The 18,852-nt window shown below is 63.5% G+C and carries 18 protein-coding genes and 1 tRNA gene; 6 read left to right on the top strand and 13 right to left on the bottom strand.

Features of this window, described 5'->3' with window-relative positions; genetic code table 11:
* Positions 1–5: 5 nt before the first annotated feature.
* The 6 genes from HY17_RS00985 to HY17_RS00960 form a co-directional block, all read right to left on the bottom strand.
* Positions 6–1,241: a murein hydrolase activator EnvC gene (locus HY17_RS00985; RefSeq protein ID WP_034761251.1), complete on the bottom strand. Its 1,236-nt coding sequence runs from the start codon at positions 1,239–1,241 to the stop codon at positions 6–8.
* Between the two features lie 35 nt (positions 1,242–1,276).
* A complete protein-coding gene (locus tag HY17_RS00980; protein WP_034761248.1) occupies positions 1,277–1,807 on the bottom strand; it encodes a hypothetical protein in 531 nt (176 codons plus the stop codon).
* Between the two features lie 6 nt (positions 1,808–1,813).
* Positions 1,814–3,244 (bottom strand): M28 family peptidase, encoded by a 1,431-nt coding sequence (locus HY17_RS00975; protein WP_034761245.1) that lies wholly within the window; start codon positions 3,242–3,244, stop codon positions 1,814–1,816.
* Between the two features lie 70 nt (positions 3,245–3,314).
* Positions 3,315–3,926, bottom strand: a complete 612-nt coding sequence (locus tag HY17_RS00970; RefSeq protein ID WP_175354397.1) for a peroxiredoxin family protein — start codon at positions 3,924–3,926, stop codon at positions 3,315–3,317.
* Between the two features lie 82 nt (positions 3,927–4,008).
* Complete coding sequence (locus HY17_RS00965) at positions 4,009–4,548, bottom strand: GNAT family N-acetyltransferase (protein ID WP_034761243.1); 540 nt, start codon at positions 4,546–4,548, stop codon at positions 4,009–4,011.
* A 117-nt stretch (positions 4,549–4,665) separates the two neighbouring features.
* Positions 4,666–5,442: a Bax inhibitor-1/YccA family protein gene (locus tag HY17_RS00960; protein WP_034761240.1), complete on the bottom strand. Its 777-nt coding sequence runs from the start codon at positions 5,440–5,442 to the stop codon at positions 4,666–4,668.
* Positions 5,443–5,799: 357 nt separating this feature from the next.
* Here HY17_RS00960 and HY17_RS00955 point away from each other — a divergent pair, with 357 nt between their 5' ends.
* Both HY17_RS00955 and thpR read left to right on the top strand, forming a co-directional pair.
* Positions 5,800–6,135 (top strand): DUF2853 family protein, encoded by a 336-nt coding sequence (locus HY17_RS00955; protein WP_034761237.1) that lies wholly within the window; start codon positions 5,800–5,802, stop codon positions 6,133–6,135.
* Positions 6,136–6,217: 82 nt separating this feature from the next.
* On the top strand, positions 6,218–6,754 hold the full coding sequence (gene thpR, locus HY17_RS00950; RefSeq protein WP_034761230.1) for an RNA 2',3'-cyclic phosphodiesterase: 537 nt from the start codon (positions 6,218–6,220) through the stop codon (positions 6,752–6,754).
* A gap of 4 nt (positions 6,755–6,758) precedes the next feature.
* On the opposite strand, the gene HY17_RS00945 is transcribed toward thpR, so the two are convergent.
* Positions 6,759–8,333 (bottom strand): serine hydrolase, encoded by a 1,575-nt coding sequence (locus tag HY17_RS00945; RefSeq protein WP_175354479.1) that lies wholly within the window; start codon positions 8,331–8,333, stop codon positions 6,759–6,761.
* A gap of 254 nt (positions 8,334–8,587) precedes the next feature.
* On the opposite strand from HY17_RS00945, the gene HY17_RS00940 reads away from it, so the two are divergent.
* A complete protein-coding gene (locus HY17_RS00940; RefSeq protein ID WP_034761228.1) occupies positions 8,588–9,763 on the top strand; it encodes a CaiB/BaiF CoA-transferase family protein in 1,176 nt (391 codons plus the stop codon).
* A 90-nt stretch (positions 9,764–9,853) separates the two neighbouring features.
* Here HY17_RS00940 and HY17_RS00935 read toward each other — a convergent pair.
* The 5 genes from HY17_RS00935 to hemC all read right to left on the bottom strand — a co-directional run bounded on the left by HY17_RS00935 (position 9,854) and on the right by hemC (position 14,341).
* Positions 9,854–9,929 (bottom strand) — tRNA-Thr (locus HY17_RS00935).
* Positions 9,930–10,020: 91 nt separating this feature from the next.
* Positions 10,021–11,463 carry a heme biosynthesis protein HemY gene (locus HY17_RS00930; protein WP_034761225.1) on the bottom strand — a complete coding sequence of 481 codons (1,443 nt, stop codon included), beginning with the start codon at positions 11,461–11,463 and terminating at the stop codon, positions 10,021–10,023.
* On the bottom strand, positions 11,460–12,623 hold the full coding sequence (locus HY17_RS00925) for a COG4223 family protein (RefSeq protein WP_034761223.1): 1,164 nt from the start codon (positions 12,621–12,623) through the stop codon (positions 11,460–11,462). Before HY17_RS00925 ends, HY17_RS00930 begins: the two co-directional genes overlap by 4 nt.
* A gap of 48 nt (positions 12,624–12,671) precedes the next feature.
* The gene (locus HY17_RS00920; RefSeq protein ID WP_034761220.1) at positions 12,672–13,388 is read right to left on the bottom strand and encodes a uroporphyrinogen-III synthase; all 717 of its coding nucleotides are present in this window, start codon (positions 13,386–13,388) and stop codon (positions 12,672–12,674) included.
* Positions 13,385–14,341, bottom strand: coding sequence for a hydroxymethylbilane synthase (gene hemC / locus HY17_RS00915; RefSeq protein ID WP_034761218.1), 957 nt, complete (start codon positions 14,339–14,341; stop codon positions 13,385–13,387). Before hemC ends, HY17_RS00920 begins: the two co-directional genes overlap by 4 nt.
* 105 nt (positions 14,342–14,446) lie before the next feature.
* On the opposite strand from hemC, the gene HY17_RS00910 reads away from it, so the two are divergent.
* Positions 14,447–16,321, top strand: coding sequence for a DUF885 family protein (locus HY17_RS00910; RefSeq protein WP_034761215.1), 1,875 nt, complete (start codon positions 14,447–14,449; stop codon positions 16,319–16,321).
* A 97-nt stretch (positions 16,322–16,418) separates the two neighbouring features.
* Positions 16,419–17,603: an acyl-CoA dehydrogenase family protein gene (locus HY17_RS00905; protein ID WP_034761213.1), complete on the top strand. Its 1,185-nt coding sequence runs from the start codon at positions 16,419–16,421 to the stop codon at positions 17,601–17,603.
* Between the two features lie 5 nt (positions 17,604–17,608).
* Here the strand turns inward: HY17_RS00905 and HY17_RS00900 are convergent, their stop codons facing one another.
* Entirely contained in the window at positions 17,609–17,839 is a 231-nt protein-coding gene (locus HY17_RS00900; RefSeq protein WP_112074274.1) for a DUF1674 domain-containing protein, read from the bottom strand.
* Positions 17,840–17,941: 102 nt separating this feature from the next.
* On the opposite strand from HY17_RS00900, the gene htpX reads away from it, so the two are divergent.
* Positions 17,942–18,841, top strand: coding sequence for a zinc metalloprotease HtpX (gene htpX / locus HY17_RS00895; protein ID WP_034761210.1), 900 nt, complete (start codon positions 17,942–17,944; stop codon positions 18,839–18,841).
* Positions 18,842–18,852: the final 11 nt, after the last annotated feature.

Here is an 18,852-nt window from a genome sequence, read left to right as displayed (position 1 = left end):
CGACCTTATCCACGGCGCGGTAACCAGTCTGCCGGATTCATCACCGTATCGCCAAGTCTCAATTCCATATTGAGTTCCGGAGGCGGGTCAGACCGGACCGGCATGCGGCCAACTGGCTCGCCCGTGGCAACATTCTGGCCTTCGGTGACGTAAATTCGGCTCATTCCGGAAAGGATAACATGGTATCCGTCACTCGTCCGCAAAATTAGCATCATGCCGTAGGAGCGGAACGGGCGGGCATATTCCACCGTTCCGGAGATCGGCGCGGTGACCTGCGCCTCGCTCCGCGTTGAAAACGTGACCCATTCCGCCTTTCCGCCCGCGGGAAGCCTGTCGCCGAAGGAATGCAGCACATTGCCCGCGACAGGCTGTTGCAGCGCGCCGAGAGCGGCCTTGCCAAGCGGCCGGGTGGACGGGGAAATCGGCTTCGGTTTCGGCGAACTCGGCGAGGCAGCCACAAGCCGCGGCCGGAGCGCCGGTTTCACGCCCGGCGCCGACGGGGCGGCGGATTCGAGTGCGCTCAGCAGGCCGCGCAGCGTATCTGCCTGCGCGCCCAGTTCCGCCGTGCGGGACCTCAGCCGCGCAATGTCGCCAGACAGGTCTTCAAAGGCGCCCCGCTTGGCGGCGGCGAGGCGTTCAATCTCGACCTGTTTGAGCGCAAGCGTCGCCTCAGCGGCCTCCAGACGGGCCTTTTCGCCGCGAATCCGGCGTTCCAGCGCGTTCAGTTCGTCGATTTCAGCGCGCACGGTTTCCGTTCGTGCCGCGAGGCGCGGCGTGGTTTCGCTCATCAGGATGGCACGGCGCACAGCGGTGTTCGCCTTGCCGGGCGAGATGACCAGGGCCGGCGGTTTGCGCCGGTTCGAGGCCGCAAGTGCTGCGAGAAGGTCTTCGAGCGCCTGCTGATCCTCCAGCAGGCGCATCTGGGCGGTGATGCGCCGCGTGCCGAGATCGGCGAGGCTCTTTTCGGCTTCCGCCGCCTGCTCTTCGCGCCGGCGCGTTTCCATCGCCGCGGCGATCAGCTCCGCATCGACATTGTCGATGTCTTTCCGGGCATCCTCGCCGCTGGCCTGGAGTGCGGCGAGTTTCTGCTCCGCCACCCGCTTTTCCAACTCAAGCGCTTCCAGCTCTTCACGCGAGAATGTGTCCGGCGCAGCCGCTGCCAGCAGCAACAGCGAGACCGCCGGTGCCATGGCCCGGAAAACACGGGCGCCGAAGCTGTATGCGCGGGAATCGGGCATCATCCGTCCAGTCTTGCCGAAAGATCATGACCTGCACATTAACCAGTCGGGGCCAGCAGTCTTTCAAGTGCGCAAATTTCATCCCGGATGAGAGAGAGGATCACCCCATGCCCTTCCACTGGAAAGGAGGGGTGGGTCAGGCAGATCTGTTGCAACACCTGCAGGACAGAACGGAACGCATCGTTCACTTCCGGAATCTTCACCCTATCCGGGCCATGCAGCACGATGTTACGGGCGGTCACGACCGTTTCGATATCCCGCACCACGCGTCGGGGCAGTTCCAGCAATTCCGGTGGATTGAGATACTTCGTTGACCGGGCCCGGCGCAGCAAAAGCGCGATCGGGGCAAACCGGTCCGGCTGGGCGGGGTCTGTGACATCCCCCTCCCCCGCACTTTCATAGCCGGAAAGGGCCGCAACCAGACCGGCCTGAAGCGCCGAGACGAGCGCAACGGGCACCCACCGACGGCGGGGCGGATCGGTCTGGCTCCCGGCCAGTTCCCGCCGGGCCAGCTTCAACCCTTCCTGCACCGCCATGAGGGCCGGGCCGATCCGCTCACGCGGCACCATGGGCGACTATTCTTCGGTTTCGGCCGGCTTGCGGAAATCCCAGCCGGCGTCTGCCGCGATATAGGCGAACGCCGCATAGACGCTGACATTCTGGCGGAAGGCATCCGGATCGATCTTGTCGAACGTGTCGTCCGGCGTGTGGTGGTAGTCGAAATAGTCCCAGCCATCCTGCGCAGGGGTCACGACCGGCACACCGGAGCGGGCGAGCACGCCGATATCCGGACCGCCGCCTGCCAGATTGTCCCCCGGTGCCACGCCATACCGGGCAAGAACGCCCTGGATCTTCTTGGCATAGTCCAGCGCGCCTTCGCCGAACTTCGTCTGGAACTGCCAGATATAGCTCGCGCCATGATCGCTCTCGGCGGCGAGGACATGCTTGTCCAGCTCATCCGCATGCTGACGGGCATAGGCATCACCGCCGAACAGGCCAATCTCTTCAGACCCGTAAAGCACGACGCGGATCGTCCGGTCCGGCTTGCCGGGCAACTGGTCGATCAGCTTGGCAGCGCCGACCACAATGCCGCATCCAGCCCCGTCATCAATGGCGCCGGTGCCAAGGTCCCAGGAATCGAGGTGGCAGCTGATCAGCACGATCTCGTCCTTGTTTGCACCGCCCTCGACTTCCGCAATCACATTTCCGGAAGGCGCAGCATCCGCCGTCTCAACACCGATGTCGAGATTGACCGTCACCGGTCCCCGCTCCAGCAGGCGGGCCAGTTGGTCGGCATCCGGTGCGGACAGAGCCGCTGCCGGGATTGGGCCCATTGGTTTGGCCACGCCGTCCGGTCCGCGCCGGTCAATCCCGCCCGTGTGGGGACGCCGGAAATGGTCGGTGCCGACAGAGCGGATCAGGCAGGCTACAGCGCCCTTTGCCGCTGCCGCTTTCGGACAGGCTGCGCGTTTCGCAACGGCCAGGCCGTAGCCCGCGCCCGTCTGGGTGCGGGTCATGTATTCGTCGATGAAAACGATCTTGCCGGCAACGTCCGCATCATCGGCGGCTTGCATGTCGGCCAGCAATTCGAACCGGACAATGTCGGCTTCCAGGCCGCCTTCCGGTGTCGGTGCACTGCCGCCGAGTGCCGTGATGATCAGCGGCTGGGCGCTCGTCCCCACCACATGCGCAGTCTCATGCGTGCGTTTCCAGTACGGTACGGTGAAATCTTCGACATGGACATTCGAGAAACCCATTCCGGTAAGCTGCGCGACAGCCCAGTCGCGCGCACGTTTCTCATCCGGAGACCCGGCAAGGCGCGGGCCGATTTCCGTCGTCAGGTCCTCGACGAATTGCAGGCCGACATTGTCCCACGTGCCGGCATTCGCCAGTGATGTCGCGGTTTCCAGGACCTGCGCCTCGCGGTCGGCAGTCTCCTCGGCGGTCGCGACAAATGTGTGGCTGGCGGCGAGCGCCCCGAGGGCGGCAATGGCGATCAGTCTCATCAGGTCTCTCCGGAATGGCTTGCGCGGACGCTAGGCCATTCCGGTGAGACTTGAAACCCGCTGCGAAAGATCAGAGCACCGCAGCGAGTTCCATGATCGCATCGACGGCCGGACGGTCCTTGTAGCCTTCTTCCCGCATGACGGCCTTCACCGTGCCATCGGCCGCGATGAAGATGATGGCCGGATGCGGAATACCGTCATAGCGCGACCCCGCCGGGACGTCCGGATTGCGCAGGTCGAAAGCATCGATGGCGGCAGACCCGACATCGGAATAGAGGCCATATGGCAGGTCCTTCGCAGCCTTGAAGTCCGCGAGGGTTTCGGGCGGATCATAGGACACGCCGATCAGCGTCCAGCCATCGTCGGCCAGCGGGGCAGCCGCTTCTTTCAGGTCGATCAGTTGCTTCTTGCAGTAAGGGCACCAGTCGGCAGACCGGAAAAAGGCGACGACCGTCCCCTTCTCCCCCGCCAGATCGGTGAAGCGAACCTCACCCTTCGGCCCGGTGACAGAGACCGCCGGAGCCGGCTGGCCAACGACGGGGCCGACGCGCATCTCCTCGGCCATGGCCGCGCGTTCTGCTTCGGCGGATTTTGCCGCCATCGGGGCGTTGGAAGTTTGCTGGGCTGTGGCCGCAGCCGGCAGGAGCGCGAGGATTGAAGCGAGGGAGGCAGTTCGGATCATGGGCATTTCCTTTTCTTGCCTCCAAGCCCTAACCGGGCCCTGCCTGCCTTGCGATGCACGAGCGCGTGAGCTCACGCAGGCGTTACCGCCTGACCCGCCACTCATCCGCGCTCTGGCCATACACATCCCAGAGGATATCTTCGAAGGGCGCAGGCGCCTGCGCCTCCCGCAGCTTCCGTGCACCGAGCCGAGCCGCGACCTTCAGGGACGCCGTGTTCTTCGCATCGATGCAATGGATCACCTCGTCCCAGCCGAGGATATCGACCGCATAATCGATGGCTGCAGAGACGCCTTCCAGCGCATAGCCCCTGCCCTGCGCCGCTTTGGTCAGACCATAGGCGATCTCGGTACCTGGCCAGCCTTCCGGCTGCCACGGGCCGAGGCGGCCGATCCATGTGCCGGTCGACTTCTCGATCACGGAGAACATGGAATAGCCGCGAATCGTCCATGCCCCGGCCAGCGTACACAGCGACCGCCAGACGGTGGATGGCGCCATCACGCCACCGATGAAGCGGGCCGTTTCCTCATCCGCCATCATGGCGCACATGGGTTCGAAATCTTCCGCCTGCGGCGGGCGCAGGATCAGACGTTCGGTTTCGATGGTGGGACCGATATTGCGCATGGGGACCGCTCCGGACTGGCGATGAACTTCCGCCGATGTCACCGGATTCTACCCTTCCCGCAAAGAAAAAGCCCCGCCGGTCCGGGCGGGGCTTTTATTAGTCCGACATGATCCGGTTTAATCGCGCGACAGCAGCGACAGGATCGTCGTGAAGATGTTGTAGAACAGGATGAAGAAGTTCAGCGCACCCCAGTTCGTCATCACGGCGAGGCCACGCTGGTCCCCTTCAAGCGCAAAGTAAGAGCGCTTCAGGTTCTGCGTATCGAACGCGACCAGCACGCCCGAAATCGCCAGAACGCCAACCGTGATCGCGGTTTCGAAGAAACCCGACGGCGGGAACAGGAAGCTGAGCAGCGCCATGCCCACGATGCCCCAGAGGGCAAAGATGGCGATCACGCCGATCGGCTGCAGGTCACGCTTGGTCGTGTAGCCGTACAGCGACAGGGCACCAAAGGCCGTGGCCGTCAGGAAGAAGGCTTTGGCGATGGTGATGAATGTAGTGCTGTAAACGATGCCCGCGCGGCTGGCCGCTTCGGTGTTCATCGTGGCCATGAGCACCCAGACCGACAGGCTGAGGCCGAGCAGCGTGACGATTGTCCAGTAAAGGACTGCCGTGCCCAGAGGCGATGGCCGCTTCATGGCGAAGGCAGAAATCAGGATCAGCGCAATCGGGCCGAACTGCACGACAAGGCGGAACGGCGAGAACAGCACGAACTCGGTCAGAGCCGGGACGGAGTTGGATCCGACCAGGAATGCCAGGCCGCCTGCCAGCGCGATGCCGTAGGCGAGCTTCTGATAAACGCCCAGCATGAAGGCACGCAGGCCCTCATTGACCGACATGTCCATCGAGCCTGCGCCGGCGGACGGCGAATAAGCACGATTGAAATCATTCATAGGTTTCAAGCCCTTTCTCTTAACCAGGTGGGTGATTTTCCCGGAACATGCGCGAAATATGGGAGGGCTTGCCCCATTGTGCAAGCAAAACCGGACATTCCTTCAGCTTGTTCATGGGCCCGGGGCCACCCACTCTGGAAAAACACTTCAAGCAACACGAATTTTTACTTGGAGCCGGCACTTCATATACTTCAAATATTCAGATGACGTATAAGTATTCGCAAATTATTGGCCCTGTTTTCCGAAGCGAATGCACGCATATCCGGAAGTGGATTGACTAACCTATGCTCAGATATAATCTTTGTAATCTGGCGTAGCTCCAGCAGTGGAGCCGCCAAAGCACTAGGGGATACAATTATGGCAGACGCATCGGCTTACGCCGAGAATATCAAGAAATACGCAAATGGTGGGTACAACCAGGCAGCCGCCGAGAAGATCGTGGGACATCTCGGCATAGCCCTCCGCAACAAGGACAGCTCCATCGTCGCCTGCAGCGACTCCGGCGAATTGGACCGCGTGCGGGAAAAATGGTGCCGGGGAAAACTGGGACTCGCCGAGAAGCAGGGAGAACTGGACGCAGCCATCAAGACGATTTGCGATCGCATGAGCGCTGAAGGCGGGCAGAAATCGCGGGTAACCTTCTACTACCTTCTGGCAGAGCATTTCGGAAAGCTCCCGGAACTGGGCAGCTGATCCAGGTTGACAAGACAACGGAAAAACCCGGCCTCATCTGGCCGGGTTTTCTTTTGCCGCGGGTGGAGGCAGACAACAGGCCATGTACAGACTGTTCGCCGCCCTGCCCGTGCCCGAAGAATTGTGGGACGGCCTCTCCGCCCTTCAGGACGGGCTGGATGGCGCGAGCTGGCGTCCGGAAGAGAACTTCCACATCACCCTGCGCTTCTTCGGGGACCTCACCCACGCCCAGGCCCGGGACCTCGACGACCTGCTGGGGGACATCCGCTGCCCGCCTTTTGACGTCTCGATGGAAGGCACCGGCTGGTTCGGACGCCGCGAACCCTCCGCCGTCTGGGCACGGGTGCGGGAAAGCGACGAACTGCGCAGCTTGTCGGCCCAGTGCGAACAGGCGGCCCGGCGTCTCGGCTTCGAACCGGACCGGCGCCCCTTCACCCCGCACGTCACATTGGCCTACCTGCACAATGCCACGCTGGAAGACACGCGACGCTGGGTAGAGGCCCACCACGCCTATCGCAGCGGCCCGTTCACGGCAGACCGGTTCCACCTCTATTCCAGCCACTCCGCCAAAGGCCGCCCCAGCCGTTACGAGGCTGAGGCGGACTATGTGCTGGAGTAGCCGATCAACTCGCCGGAGCGAAGCGTAGGTCCAGTTCCTGGATAAGCGGCGGATGGTTGGGCGACATGAGCAGCCAGCCTTCCATCTTTCCGTTTTCGCAGGTCCAGGTGAAGGTGCCGCTCATCCGGCCGTTCGCCTTGAACGGCGCACCGGTTTCGCAGGCACCCGCCTCTTCCTTGAGGTCCGCCAGAACGCGCTCACGCACCGGGATGGACGCATCCAGGGTGAAGTTCATGGCGAGCTTGCCTTCTACCGGCATGAAGCTGCCCTGATCGTACACCGCGCCTGCAGCCGCATAGGCATCCGCAAGCACTGCGCTGACCGGCCATTCGCGGGCGGGCAATTCGCCAGCCCGGGCGAGCTCGATGGCCGCATCGCGCACACTTCGCGACGGGGCCGCATAGGTCCGGTTCGCGAAGGCGAACACACCCATCCCGGCCTCCGGCAGGAGAAGTACATTAGAGCCATAGCCCGGATATCCACCGGAATGCGTCATCGTGAAGCCAAGCTCGCACTCCTGCACGACGGAAAAGCCCATGGCGTAAGTGACCGCCACCGCGCAAGGGTCGCCGTTTGGCTGGTCTTCGCGCATATAGACGCGCGGAAAATTCAGACCTTGCGACAGTTCCCGCACGGAGGAGCGCTTCACGGGGCCGGTTTCCGGGCCATCCCGCGGCGGCCAGGCGTCCAGTAGGAAGGCGACCCATTTCTTATAGTCATCGGCATTGGTCATCACGCCGCCCATGGCCCCGAAAACACCCGGGCCGAGAGCAGGTTCGTCAGAAAACTCCCCCTCTTCCCAGCGATAGCCGAGCGCGCGGCGGTCCTGATCGACGGCATAGACATCATAACCGGTCGAGGTCATGCCGAGCGGCAGCATGATCTCGGTGCGAATATAATCTTCATACGGCATGCCGGAGACATTGGTGATGATCCGGCCAAGCAGGGCATAGCCGAAATTGGAGTATTCATATTCCATCTGCGGCGCCCGGCTGAACGGAACGCCCTCTTTCAGCACTTCAGTGAAGACGTCCTCCGGCATGTCCTGCTGGCGGTCGCCCCAGGGATTATCGGTGACAAGGCCGCTGACATGGGCGAGCAGGTCGCGCACGCGAATGCGCGGGGAGTCCGTGGTCGGATAGGTCCAATCCCTCAGCTCCGGCACGTAATATTCGGCCGGCGCGTCGAGATAGAGCTTGCCCTCATCGCGCAGCTTCAGGATGCCGAGCGCGGTGAAGGCCTTGCTCATCGAAGCGATGGAGAACAGGGAATCTGCTGTGACGGGCGCATCGGTTTCGAGGCTCCCCACACCGGAGCTTTTGAAATAGACGAGTTCCCCATCCTTCACGATCCCCCAGACAAGGCCCGGCACGTGCTTGTCGGTCTGGTAGCTGGTGAAGAGTTGGTCAATCCGGTCGGTCACCTCCACCGGGAAAGCAGGCGCAGGCGCCGCCTCTTCCGCGGCTGCGCCAAAGGCCACGAGGCCCAGCGCCGATCCTGCAGCAATGGCTTTGAGTGGCCTGAGAAGAACGGCTCCGAACAAGCCATCATTCCGCTTCCGCGCAGTCTGCATATTCATGGATATTCCTTTTTCCATATCCCGCTACGTCGCCCTGAACATACAAAACCTACCCTCGCGGCAGACAGGCCAGCAAGCACGTTCAGCGGGAAAAACGACCTGATTAGGCGAGCTGGCCTGAAAATTCCCATTGCGCATTCATCGCGTCCGATCCCGGGCCGGGAAAACGCGTCAGGCGACGCTGGGTCAGGCTGTAAAGCCCGCAGCGGCCACGATAAGGTACACCCAACAAAAAAAATCACCGGGAGGAATTCATGGACATTTCTGGTTATCCGCTCGCCGGATTGAAGGTGCTCGACTTGTCGCGTGTTCTGGCCGGACCATTTGCCACGCGCATGCTCTCCGACCTCGGTGCGGATGTGATCAAGATCGAGCCGCCAGAGGGTGACGTGACCCGGAATTTTGGCAAGACGGACAACGGCGTCGCAGGGTTTTACCTGCAGCAGAATATCGGCAAGCGAAATGTCTGCATCGACCTGAAGGCCGAAGGCTCCACGGACCTTGTACTGGATCTTTGCCGGAAGGCGGATGTGCTCGTTGAAAACTTCCGGCCCGGTGTGATGAAACGGTTTGGGCTCGACTGGGAGAGTGTTCACGCGGTCAACCCGAAGCTCGTCATGCTGTCCATTTCCGGTTTCGGTCAAACGGGCCCTGAAAGCGGCCGGGCTGCCTATGCACCGGTTGTCCATGCCGAAGCCGGCCTGATCGCCCGCCAGGCTGAGATGAGCGAAGGCCCAGCCTATGACCTCCAATACTCGCTGGCAGACTCCTACAGTTCCTTGCACGGACTGGTCGGTTTGCTCGCCGCCCTGCGCGTCGCGGAGCAGACCGGTATCGGCCAGCAAATCGACATCGCCATGATAAACGTCCTGCACGCAACCGATGACTATGCCCATTGGGCGCTGGACAATAACTGGCCCAAGCCGTCGGAAAATCTTGTTTGGGACGCGCCGGAAGGCAAGCAGATCCTGATATCCTCAGACATGAAATGGCTTTGGCTCGTCTTGTCGACCAAAGGCGGTCTCGTGGATCCGACCCCCAAAGGCGCTGACCTTGAAACAAAGCTCGCCAATCGCCGCAAAGCCATTGTGGAACACATCGCTTCCTATCCCGATTTCGAATCCCTGACCAAAGCGCTCGACCGAATGAACCTCGCGTGGGGGCTCGTGCGGAAATTCGGGGAAGAGTCCTATGCCCAGCAGAGTGTCCGGCATAATGGCGTGCTGGTCGATGTCATCGACGACAAGGGCAACCCCCGCCGCACCGTTCAGTCGCCCTACCGGTTCTCCGCCTCACGGAGCGGGATCGACCCCGGTGCGCGTCCGCCGAAGCGCGGCGAGCACAATCAGGACGCGCTGAGTGACTGGCTGGGGCTCCAGACAGAGGAAGTTCAGGCCCTGGCGGAAGCTGGCATCCTGCTCAGCGAATGAGCGGGCGCCGCGCCGGACAGCCCACGGGCAAGCCAAATCAGCGTTGCAATACGGGTGTTGAGGGCGTTGAAAAAGGAGTTGAAAAAGAAATGGTGCCGCTAAGGTGACTTGAACACCTGACCCCCGCATTACGAATGCGATGCTCTACCAGCTGAGCTATAGCGGCCTAGACCATTCTGAAGGCCCGCCTATTACCGGCAGATGCCCTGTTTCGCAAGACGCTTTTGCCACCCCGGACAGCCAGGATGCAGGCGCGGTCAGTCGTCGTCGGAGGCGTAATCCAGCGGCGGGCTGAGCGGACGGTCCGGCGCCTTTGGTGCATCGAGCCGCGCGTCCTCTTCCAGTTCCGGGCCCGGCAGCGCGGGCACACGGCCCGCTTCCAGTTCGCGGCCGTAGGATTCGTAGCGCGGGTGCACGAGGTCGCCGACATCGCCGAAGGCATAGACGAGGCGTGCCCAGCCCTGCTTGTCGAAATCGAACGCATTGCCCTTCGGGTCGATGTCGGACCAGTCCGGTTCCCGCGAGGCGGACACGGCCATGCGGCCCCAGCGGGCGGCTTCCGACTGGTCGCCATAACCTTTCAGCGCCCGTTCCATCAGCAGGCAGAGCCGCGCGGTCGGGTTCTCTTCCACCAGCAGCGCCAGCGAGCGGATGGCACCGACCCAGTCGCCCTTGTCCATGGCGATCTCGGCCATCAGGATCTTGCTTTCGCGATGGTTCGGCTGGGCAGAAATAAGCGCCTGCAGGCGAGCGGCGATGTTCGCCTGGCTATCCTGCGGCACGAGACGGCGGGAGAGCTGCGCCAGCGCCGGGTGCGGGCGCGCTTTCCAGCCAAGTTCCAGCACGCCTTGCGCCGCCTTCGCCTTGCCATCCACCATCAGCGCCTTCGCGCCGTGGAAGGCGGCCGGCGGAAAGCCCGGCGCGGAGCGGATCGCTTCGGCGAGCGCCTTCTGGGCTTCGCTCTTCTGGTCATGCGACATACCGACGGCGTGGGCCGTCAGCAGGACGGCGCGGCGGCGGCGCAAACTGTCGCCCTCGATCATGCCCCGGCGTTCGCCGGTGGTCAGCGTATCGAGCGCCTTCTCCCACTCCCCTTTCGAGACCTGCAGGTCGAACAGGGAATTGAATGGCCAGTCGGCGGAGGATTTGAGGCCGAGGGCCTCGCGGGCGCGCGTCTCTGCCGTCAGCTGGTCGCCGCGTTCGGAGGCTGCCATGGCAGAGCCGCGCAAGCCAGCAAGCTGGCCGCCCGGCAGGCGGGTCAGCTGGCTCCAGGCCCGTTCAGCCCCGGCCCAGTCATCATTGGCTTCAGCCGCGCGCGCTTCCAGCAGCAGTTTCAGGCGTTCGTCTTCGGCATGCTTTGCCGCCTTGCGGGCGAGCTTCAGCGCGGCTTCCGCGTCGCCAGCCTCTGCGGCCAGCAGGCCTTCGGTCAACGCGGCATTTGCTTTGCGCGATTTCGACTGACGGCGCGACCGGGCGATCCGGCCCGGCAGCACGAAGATACCGGAAATGATCCACCAGGCAGCGGCCATGATTCCCGACAGGGCCAGCATCAGCGCCACGGCAGCGCCGGACTTGATGGAGATCTCTTCCGTCCCGATCGGCACGGTCACCTTGCCGGGCAGCGTATAGGCCCACCAGCCGAAAGCGAGGGCCGCGATCAGCACGATCAGAAGCACGAGGAACACGATGATCCGGTTCATGGTGTCTTGGCGCCCCCATCCGCCAGGGCGAGGCGCACGGCCTCCAGCGAGTTTTCCAGTGTGATGCGGCGTTTCGCATCGTCGGTCCATCCGGACATTGCCGTGCCCGCCGGTCCGTCCAGCCGGCTTGTATAGGATACGGCCTCTTCGAGGTCACCCTTTTCAAGGGCCTCTGCGGCACGCGAGAGAAGCGCGAACGGGTCGGCATCCGTCCCGTCGGCCTTGCGCACGGTGACCGCGCCGCCAAAGAATTTGTTGATCCAGCCCCAGCGCCCGGAGTCTTCGGTGGGCACGGTGCGCCGCGCGGCATCGGCAGCCGCGCTGAAGCTGTCTTTCAACTCAGCCAATGTCGGCACACCCGCCGTCGCAAGAGGGCCAAGCGTGCGGACATCGTCCACAGTCGGCAAGGCAGAGCGCAGCGAACGGTAGTCCGACTCAAACGGCTCTCCCCTGCGGGAAGCGGCCTCGATGGCGGACAGCGCCAGCGCCGCTTCGGCCACCGAACTGGCAGAGGCCGCCTCTGCGCGGGCATCGCTCTGCTCGGTCTGCACGCGGGCCAGCATGTCGGCGAGCGACCGGCCCTGTTTCGTCTGTTCGAGCGTGGAATCGCGCAGGGTCTCGATCTCGCGCTCCAGCGCCACAACGCGGGCGCTGAGGTCTACCGGCAAGGGCCGGGCTTCCAGCGCGTCCAGCCGGTCAGACAGGGCACCCAGCGCACGGGCCAGGTCTTCCGGGGCAACCGTGTCGCCGGCTTCCACAGATTCGAGGGCATCCAGCCGGGCAATGATGCCGGTCAGATCGACTGGCTGGCTGGTGCCCCCGTCTGTGGGGAGGTTATCGAGCCGGTTTGCCAGCGCATCGATCCCGGCCTTGAGGGCGGCGCGGTCGTCCGGCGCAGACTGTTCCAGCTTGCCGATCCGGTCGTTCAGCGCGGCGACTTCCTCACTTGCATCGCCGAGACCGCTGGGAAGCACCATATGGGCGCCGATACCGATCAGGCCGCCGATCCCGGCCGCCATCATGCTCATCACGCCAGCGCCCAGCCAGCCGGGGCCGCTGCCCGTCTTTGGCGATTTCCCCTCTTCCGGGGCCAGTTCGAAATCCGCGTCGATCGGTTCACCCGGGTCGACGGAGCTTTCAGGGATAGAATCGTCTGTCATATCGAATCCGGTTTCTATCTGCGCACACTCGCACAGGATTCCGGCTGCTTAAAGGCCGTCGGCCACAGCAGCGAGCGTGGCGAGCAGCGCGTCTTCGTTCGGCGCCTCGGCAACATGGATCGCCGCGACTTCGCGGCCCTGCAGCGGACGGGCGGCAGCCTCGGAGATGGCCACGACAATGGCCTGATCCAGGTCGCCGGCTGCCCAGGCAAAAGCCGCAGCGCCTTTCGCAGAATGGATCAGCACGCAGGCTGGACCGGCTGCCAGCGCTGCCTCTGCCTCAGGCGCCAGGTCTTCGGAGGGCCGGGTTTCGTAGAGAGCGAGGAACTCCGCCGGGAGACCGCCCTCTTTCAGCCGGGCGACGAGATCGCCTGCGGCCGCCTCGTTCGCGACATGCAGGACGCCTTCCGTTCCTTCCGGCAGGGCGACCAGGATATCCGCGGCCAGAGCCGCCGCATCGCCTGCGCCTTCATAGACCGCCGCGAACCCCGCCTCCCGCGCGGCGGCGGCTGTGGACGGGCCGACGCACCACGCCTTGGCGGCCCGCAGGGAGCTTGCCTCAGAGAAGAAGCGGACGCCATTGGCGCTGGTAAAGACGAGATGCTGCACGCCTGAGAGATCCGGCATGTCCACGTCCAGCCGGGCAAGCGACAGCATGGGAGACGCAATCGGCGTTACATCCATTGCCGCCAGCCGGGCCATGGTTTCGGAGGCGCCGGGTTCGGCCCGGGTGACGATGACCGGCAGGCTTTTTGAGAGGCTCACCAGTCCCCCTCGAAGGCCGGCAGACTGCCGCCTGCCTGCTGGCGGATCTCGTTTGCGATGTCCTTGCCAAGGGCCTGCAGCTGCAGCTCGGTTGCGCCTTTGCGGCAGGTGCCCTCGGCGCGCCAGCGGGCGCTGCCATCCATGGCGAGGACTTCGCCGACAAGGTGCCATTCCTCGCCCTTGTCGAAAGTGTGCGCCGCGATTGGCGTGCGGCAGGACCCGTCGAGTGCCAGCAGGAACGCCCGCTCGATCATCGCAGCGGCGGCCGTCGGCACGTGGTTCAGCTTGTGCAGCACCGCCGCTGTGTCCGTGTCGGCATCCTCGCGCATGACCACACCGACAATGCCCTGGGCCGCCGCCGGCAGCATTTCGGTCAGCGGGATCGGCGTTGCAACCTCCGGCTGGCCCAGGCGCGTCAGGCCCGCCATGGCGAGATAGGTCGCGTCCGCCAGCCCTTCATCCAGCTTGCGCATGCGGGTCGCGACATTGCCGCGGAAGGTGACAATTTCGAGGTCCGGCCGCAGCGCGCGGGTCTGCGCTTCACGGCGCAGCGACGCCGTGCCGACCTTCGCGCCCTGCGGCAGGTCCATCAGGCTCTTGGCGTGCGGAGAGAGGAAGCCCTCGCGCGGGTCTTCTCGTTCCGGGAAGGCCGCAAACACCTGGCCGAGCTCCAGAACGGACGGCACATCCTTCAGGCTATGGACAGTCAGGTCCACCTCGCCGCGGGTCAGCGCCGCATCCAGTTCGCGGGTGAACAGGCCCTTGCCGCCGGAATTGATCAGGCGCTCGGTCGTCAGCTGGTCACCCGAAGTGGTGAAGGTGACAATCTCGCCCTTCATGACGCCATCCGAGGCGGCTTCGATTCCGGCTGCGATCTGATTTGCCTGAATCAGGGCCAGCGGCGAACCACGTGTCCCGATCCGGAGCGTTCTGGGGGTATTTGTTTCAGTCATCTCCCTCCCCTAGCGCCGGGCGTGCCGCTTGCCAATTGACAGAGCGACGCGGAAGCGGCTACCACGCTTTATCGTTTATCGACAAATTCCTATTCGGAGACCCCCATGATCAAACCTGCCGTGTCAGCGCTTGCGCTGGCTCTCGCGCTCGCTGCCTGCGGAAACCCCGCCGAAACGACCGCTCCGCCCGCCGCCACTGAGCTGACCGCCGACCAGAAGGCCGAGATCAGCAAGGAACTGAACGAGTGGTTCGATGTGAAGTTCGAGGAGGCGCTGCAGGAAAGCCCGATCACCATGACCTTCCTCGGCCGGAAGGACCTGAACGACCAGATCGACTGTTTCACCTTCGCCTGCGCCGATGAACAGCTGGCCCGCCAGAAGGCCGCCGTCGAAGAGATGAAGACGAAGTTCAACTATGACGACCTGTCGGATGCCGACAAACTGTCCTGGGACCTCTTCGAATACCAGTACAAGCAGGCTGCCGAAGCCGCTAAGTTCCGCTACAATGGCTTCGTCTATGACCAGATGAACGGCCCGCAGGGCTTCATCCCGCAATTCCTGATCAGCTTCCACAATGTCGAGAACGCCGACGACATGCGCGCCTATGTGTCTCGGATCCGCGAATCCGCCCGCGCGCTGAACGAGGCGACGGACGTGGCCCGCGAGAGCGCCGAACACGGCACCCACGCGCCGAAGTTCGCTTATGAAGGCGTGATCGACCAGTCGAAGAAAGTCATCACCGGCGCGCCGTTCACCGACGGCGAAGACAGTGACCTGATGGCGGACGTGAAATCCGAACTCGCCACGCTGGTCGAGAATGGCGAGCTGACCCAGGAAGAGTCCGACGCGATCCTCGCCGATGCCACCGATGCGATGGCGAACGAGTTCAAGACTGCGTTCGAGAACATCATCGCCTTCGCGACCGAGGACATGGCGAACTCGCCGGATTCCTCCCAGCCCGTCGGCGCCTTCCTTCAGCCGGATGGGGAGGCCTATTACAATGAGCGCCTCGCCAACAATACGACCACGTCGATGACCGCTGACGAGATCCACCAGATCGGTCTCGCCGAAGTTGACCGCCTGCATGGAGAGATGGAGGCCATCAAGGACAAGGTCGGCTTCGAAGGCACGCTGAAGGAATTCTTTGCTTTCCAGCGCGATTCCAAGGACGATGAGCGCTTCTACTATCCGGACACGGATGAGGGCCGCCAGGCCTATATCGACGACGCCACGGCGAAGATCGAGAACATCAAGGCCAAGCTGCCGGAATTCTTCGGCATCCTGCCCAAGGCAGACCTCGTCGTGAAACGCGTCGAGGCCTTCCGCGAACAGCCAGGCGCAGCCCAGCACTACTTCCCGGGCACGCCGGACGGCTCGCGCCCCGGCGTCTACTACGCCCACCTCTCGGACATGAAATCCATGCCAAAGGGCGAGCTGGAAGTGATCGCCTATCACGAAGGCATTCCCGGCCACCACATGCAGATTTCGATCGCGCAGGAGCTGACCGGCGTGCCGAAGTTCCGGACCCAGATCAACTTCACCGCCTATGCCGAAGGCTGGGGCCTCTATTCCGAATGGCTCGCCACGGAATTCCCGGGCACCTATGAGGATCCCTATTCCGACTTCGGCCGTCTCGGCTCCGAGATCTGGCGCGCCATCCGCCTCGTTGTGGACACCGGCCTGCACTCCAAAGGCTGGACCGAGGAACAGGCCGTCCAGTACTTCCTGGACAATTCGGCCATCACCGAAGGCCAGGCCCGCTCGGAGATCCAGCGTTACATCGTGATGCCGGGCCAGGCGACTGCCTACAAGATCGGCATGATCAAGATCCAGGACCTGCGCAAGCACGCAGAGGAAGAGCTGGGCGACAAGTTCGACATCCGCGCCTTCCACGACACCGTGCTCGGCGGCGGCGCTATGCCGCTGGAACTGCTGGAGCGCCGCGTCGACCAGTGGATCGAGGAAGTGAAGGCCCCTTAAGGCCAGCAAATATTCGCCAACAAGGCGACGTCGGGGCAGGGCTTGTCATGGACAGGCCCTGCCCTACGCTTTTGGGGTGATCGCTACGGAGCCAAAGATGGACCTCGCCTTCAGCCCTGAGATCGAAGCCTTCCGCAAAAAAGTGCGGACTTGGTTCGAAACCGAATTCCCGGAAGACATCATCCGGAAATACAAGGCCGGCCTGCCCCTGACGACGGCGGAAGTGCGCCGCTCGGAAATGGCCCTCGGCAAGAAGGGCTGGCTCGCCACGGCCTGGCCGGAAGAATATGGCGGCCCCGGCTGGGGGATCGAGGAACAATACGTTTTCGACGAAGAGCTTGAACGCGCCGGTGTGCCGACGGTCACGCCCATGGGCGTCATCTATGTCGGCCCGGTGATCTACACGTTCGGCTCGGAGGAGCAGAAAGCGCGCTGGCTGCCCGGCATCCGGGACGGCTCCGTCGGCTGGGCGCAGGGCTATTCGGAGCGCGGCGCAGGCTCGGACCTCGCCTCCCTCCAGTTCAGCGCGACTCTGGAAAACAGCACCTATACGCTGAACGGCCACAAGATCTGGACGTCCGCAGCCCAGCATGCCGACTGGATCTTCCTGCTGGCCCGCACATCCCATGAAGAGAAGAAGCAGCAGGGTATCAGTTTCATCTGCTGCCCGATCAATGCGCCGGGCGTCACGGTGCGGCCGATCATCTCCATCGACGGGGCGCATGCGCTGAACGAAGTGTTCTTCGAGGATGTGAAAGTGCCGGAGGAGAACCGGATCGGCGAGGCCGGCAAGGGCTGGACCTATTCGCAATACCTGCTCGGCTTCGAGCGCACCTCCTATGCCCGTATCGGCGGCAAGCGCGCCATGCTGCGCCATATCCGCGACGTGGCCATGTCCACGCCGGATGGCGGTGGCGACCGCCTGATCGACGATGAAAGCTTTGCCCGCCGCCTGACCGAAGCGGAGATGGCGGTCGATGGGCTTGAGATGACGGTGTTCCGCGTCCTGTCGGCGGCCGCGCAGGGCGGCTCCCCGGGCGATGCGGCCTCGACGGTCAAGATCCTCGCCACGACGACCCACCAGCAGATCACCGAACTGATGGTGGATGCGGCGGGCGCCTATGCCCAGCCGCATTTCAGTTTCTGGGCCGGCCAGAACGAACCGGGCGGCTCGCCGGGGCGCGACATGGCGACCTATTTTGCGGGGCGTGCACAGTCGATCTATGGCGGCACGAACGAAATCCAGCGAACGATCATTGCACGGAAAGTGCTGGGGCTCTGAAGGGTTCAGAAATCGTAGGCGATGCCTTTGCGTTCCCAATCCCCATACCGGGTCGGCTCGATGCTTCTTGGCCCGCCATGCTCGTCTTCCGGCAGGGCGGCCGCATCGGCGGCCTCTTTGGCCTTGCGGGCATCGGCTTCTTCCAGCGCACGGCGCGCGGCCTCAGGCAGCGCCTTGCGGCGCTCGATTTCCGCGTCCGTCAGCGCAGGGATTACAGCTTTGTCATCGCTGGCCATGAAGACTCCTCTTTTCGTTAACGCTCGCCATATAGGTGTGGCGTCTGGGGAGTGCTAACGCACCGCGTACATACGCGGAGAACAGAGTGGAGTTAAGGCCCGATGGGCACGTTGAAAACTTTCATCCTTCTCGCGGCGATGACCGCGCTCTTCATGGGCGTCGGCTATCTCATCGGCGGCGTGCCCGGCATGGCCGTGGCTTTCGTCGTGGCCGCCGCGATGAATATTTTCTCCTATTGGAATTCCGACAAGATCGTCCTGACGATGCAGGGCGCAAAAGAGATCGACCCGAAGACCGCCTCCCCCATGTTGCGTACCTTCGCCAATGACGTTGCCATCATGGCGGACCGTGCCGGCCTGCCGCCGCCGCGCGTCTACATCATCGAAACGCCCCAGCCGAATGCCTTCGCCACTGGCCGTAACCCGCAACATGCGGCCGTCTGCGCCACGACAGGCCTTCTGGGCATGCTGAACCGCGACGAAGTGCGCGGCGTGATGGCGCACGAACTCGCCCACGTAAAACACCGCGACACGCTGACCATGACCGTCACCGCCACGATTGCCGGTGCCATCGGCATGCTGGCGAACTTCGCCCTCTTCTTCGGGCGCGAGCGCACGGGACTGATCGGCTCCATCGCGATCATGATCTTTGCGCCACTGGCTGCCGCTCTTGTGCAGATGGCGATCTCCCGCTCGCGCGAATACGAAGCCGACCGGATGGGCGCGGAAATCTGCGGCAACCCGCTCTGGCTCGCTTCTGCCCTCGCCAAGATCGAACGCGGCGCGCGCTCCACGATCAATGTCGCCGCCGAGCGCAACCCGGCCATGGCGCACATGTACATCGCGAACCCGCTGAACGGGCGCGGTGCGGACAATCTCTTCTCAACCCACCCGGCAACGGCTAACCGGATTGAAGCCCTGCGCCGTCTTGCGGCGGACATGGGCGTAACTGCGCCGCAGGCTTCTCCGGCCATGCGCCGCGAAGCGGGACCGTGGGGCTAAAGGGAAGACTG

Origin of the sequence: Hyphomonas sp. CY54-11-8, from assembly GCF_000682735.1 — a bacterium.
Taxonomy (GTDB): domain Bacteria; phylum Pseudomonadota; class Alphaproteobacteria; order Caulobacterales; family Hyphomonadaceae; genus Hyphomonas.
The sequence above is the reverse complement of the archived record's forward strand: the minus strand, read 5'-3'. Positions and strand labels throughout refer to the sequence as shown.

What these genes read in the sequence shown, in the direction of transcription:
- HY17_RS00965 (WP_034761243.1), bottom strand. Translation starts at nt 4,548, where the DNA reads ATGCGCAATATCGGTCCCACCATCGAAACCGAACGTCTGATCCTGCGC.
- htpX (WP_034761210.1), top strand. Translation starts at nt 17,942, where the DNA reads ATGGGCACGTTGAAAACTTTCATCCTTCTCGCGGCGATGACCGCGCTC.
- HY17_RS00930 (WP_034761225.1), bottom strand. Translation starts at nt 11,463, where the DNA reads ATGAACCGGATCATCGTGTTCCTCGTGCTTCTGATCGTGCTGATCGCG.
- HY17_RS00970 (WP_175354397.1), bottom strand. Translation starts at nt 3,926, where the DNA reads ATGATCCGAACTGCCTCCCTCGCTTCAATCCTCGCGCTCCTGCCGGCT.
- HY17_RS00905 (WP_034761213.1), top strand. Translation starts at nt 16,419, where the DNA reads ATGGACCTCGCCTTCAGCCCTGAGATCGAAGCCTTCCGCAAAAAAGTG.
- HY17_RS00955 (WP_034761237.1), top strand. Translation starts at nt 5,800, where the DNA reads ATGGCAGACGCATCGGCTTACGCCGAGAATATCAAGAAATACGCAAAT.
- HY17_RS00985 (WP_034761251.1), bottom strand. Translation starts at nt 1,241, where the DNA reads ATGATGCCCGATTCCCGCGCATACAGCTTCGGCGCCCGTGTTTTCCGG.
- HY17_RS00945 (WP_175354479.1), bottom strand. Translation starts at nt 8,333, where the DNA reads ATGAATATGCAGACTGCGCGGAAGCGGAATGATGGCTTGTTCGGAGCC.
- HY17_RS00900 (WP_112074274.1), bottom strand. Translation starts at nt 17,839, where the DNA reads ATGGCCAGCGATGACAAAGCTGTAATCCCTGCGCTGACGGACGCGGAA.
- HY17_RS00960 (WP_034761240.1), bottom strand. Translation starts at nt 5,442, where the DNA reads ATGAATGATTTCAATCGTGCTTATTCGCCGTCCGCCGGCGCAGGCTCG.
- HY17_RS00910 (WP_034761215.1), top strand. Translation starts at nt 14,447, where the DNA reads ATGATCAAACCTGCCGTGTCAGCGCTTGCGCTGGCTCTCGCGCTCGCT.
- hemC (WP_034761218.1), bottom strand. Translation starts at nt 14,341, where the DNA reads ATGACTGAAACAAATACCCCCAGAACGCTCCGGATCGGGACACGTGGT.
- HY17_RS00925 (WP_034761223.1), bottom strand. Translation starts at nt 12,623, where the DNA reads ATGACAGACGATTCTATCCCTGAAAGCTCCGTCGACCCGGGTGAACCG.
- thpR (WP_034761230.1), top strand. Translation starts at nt 6,218, where the DNA reads ATGTACAGACTGTTCGCCGCCCTGCCCGTGCCCGAAGAATTGTGGGAC.
- HY17_RS00980 (WP_034761248.1), bottom strand. Translation starts at nt 1,807, where the DNA reads ATGGTGCCGCGTGAGCGGATCGGCCCGGCCCTCATGGCGGTGCAGGAA.
- HY17_RS00940 (WP_034761228.1), top strand. Translation starts at nt 8,588, where the DNA reads ATGGACATTTCTGGTTATCCGCTCGCCGGATTGAAGGTGCTCGACTTG.
- HY17_RS00975 (WP_034761245.1), bottom strand. Translation starts at nt 3,244, where the DNA reads ATGAGACTGATCGCCATTGCCGCCCTCGGGGCGCTCGCCGCCAGCCAC.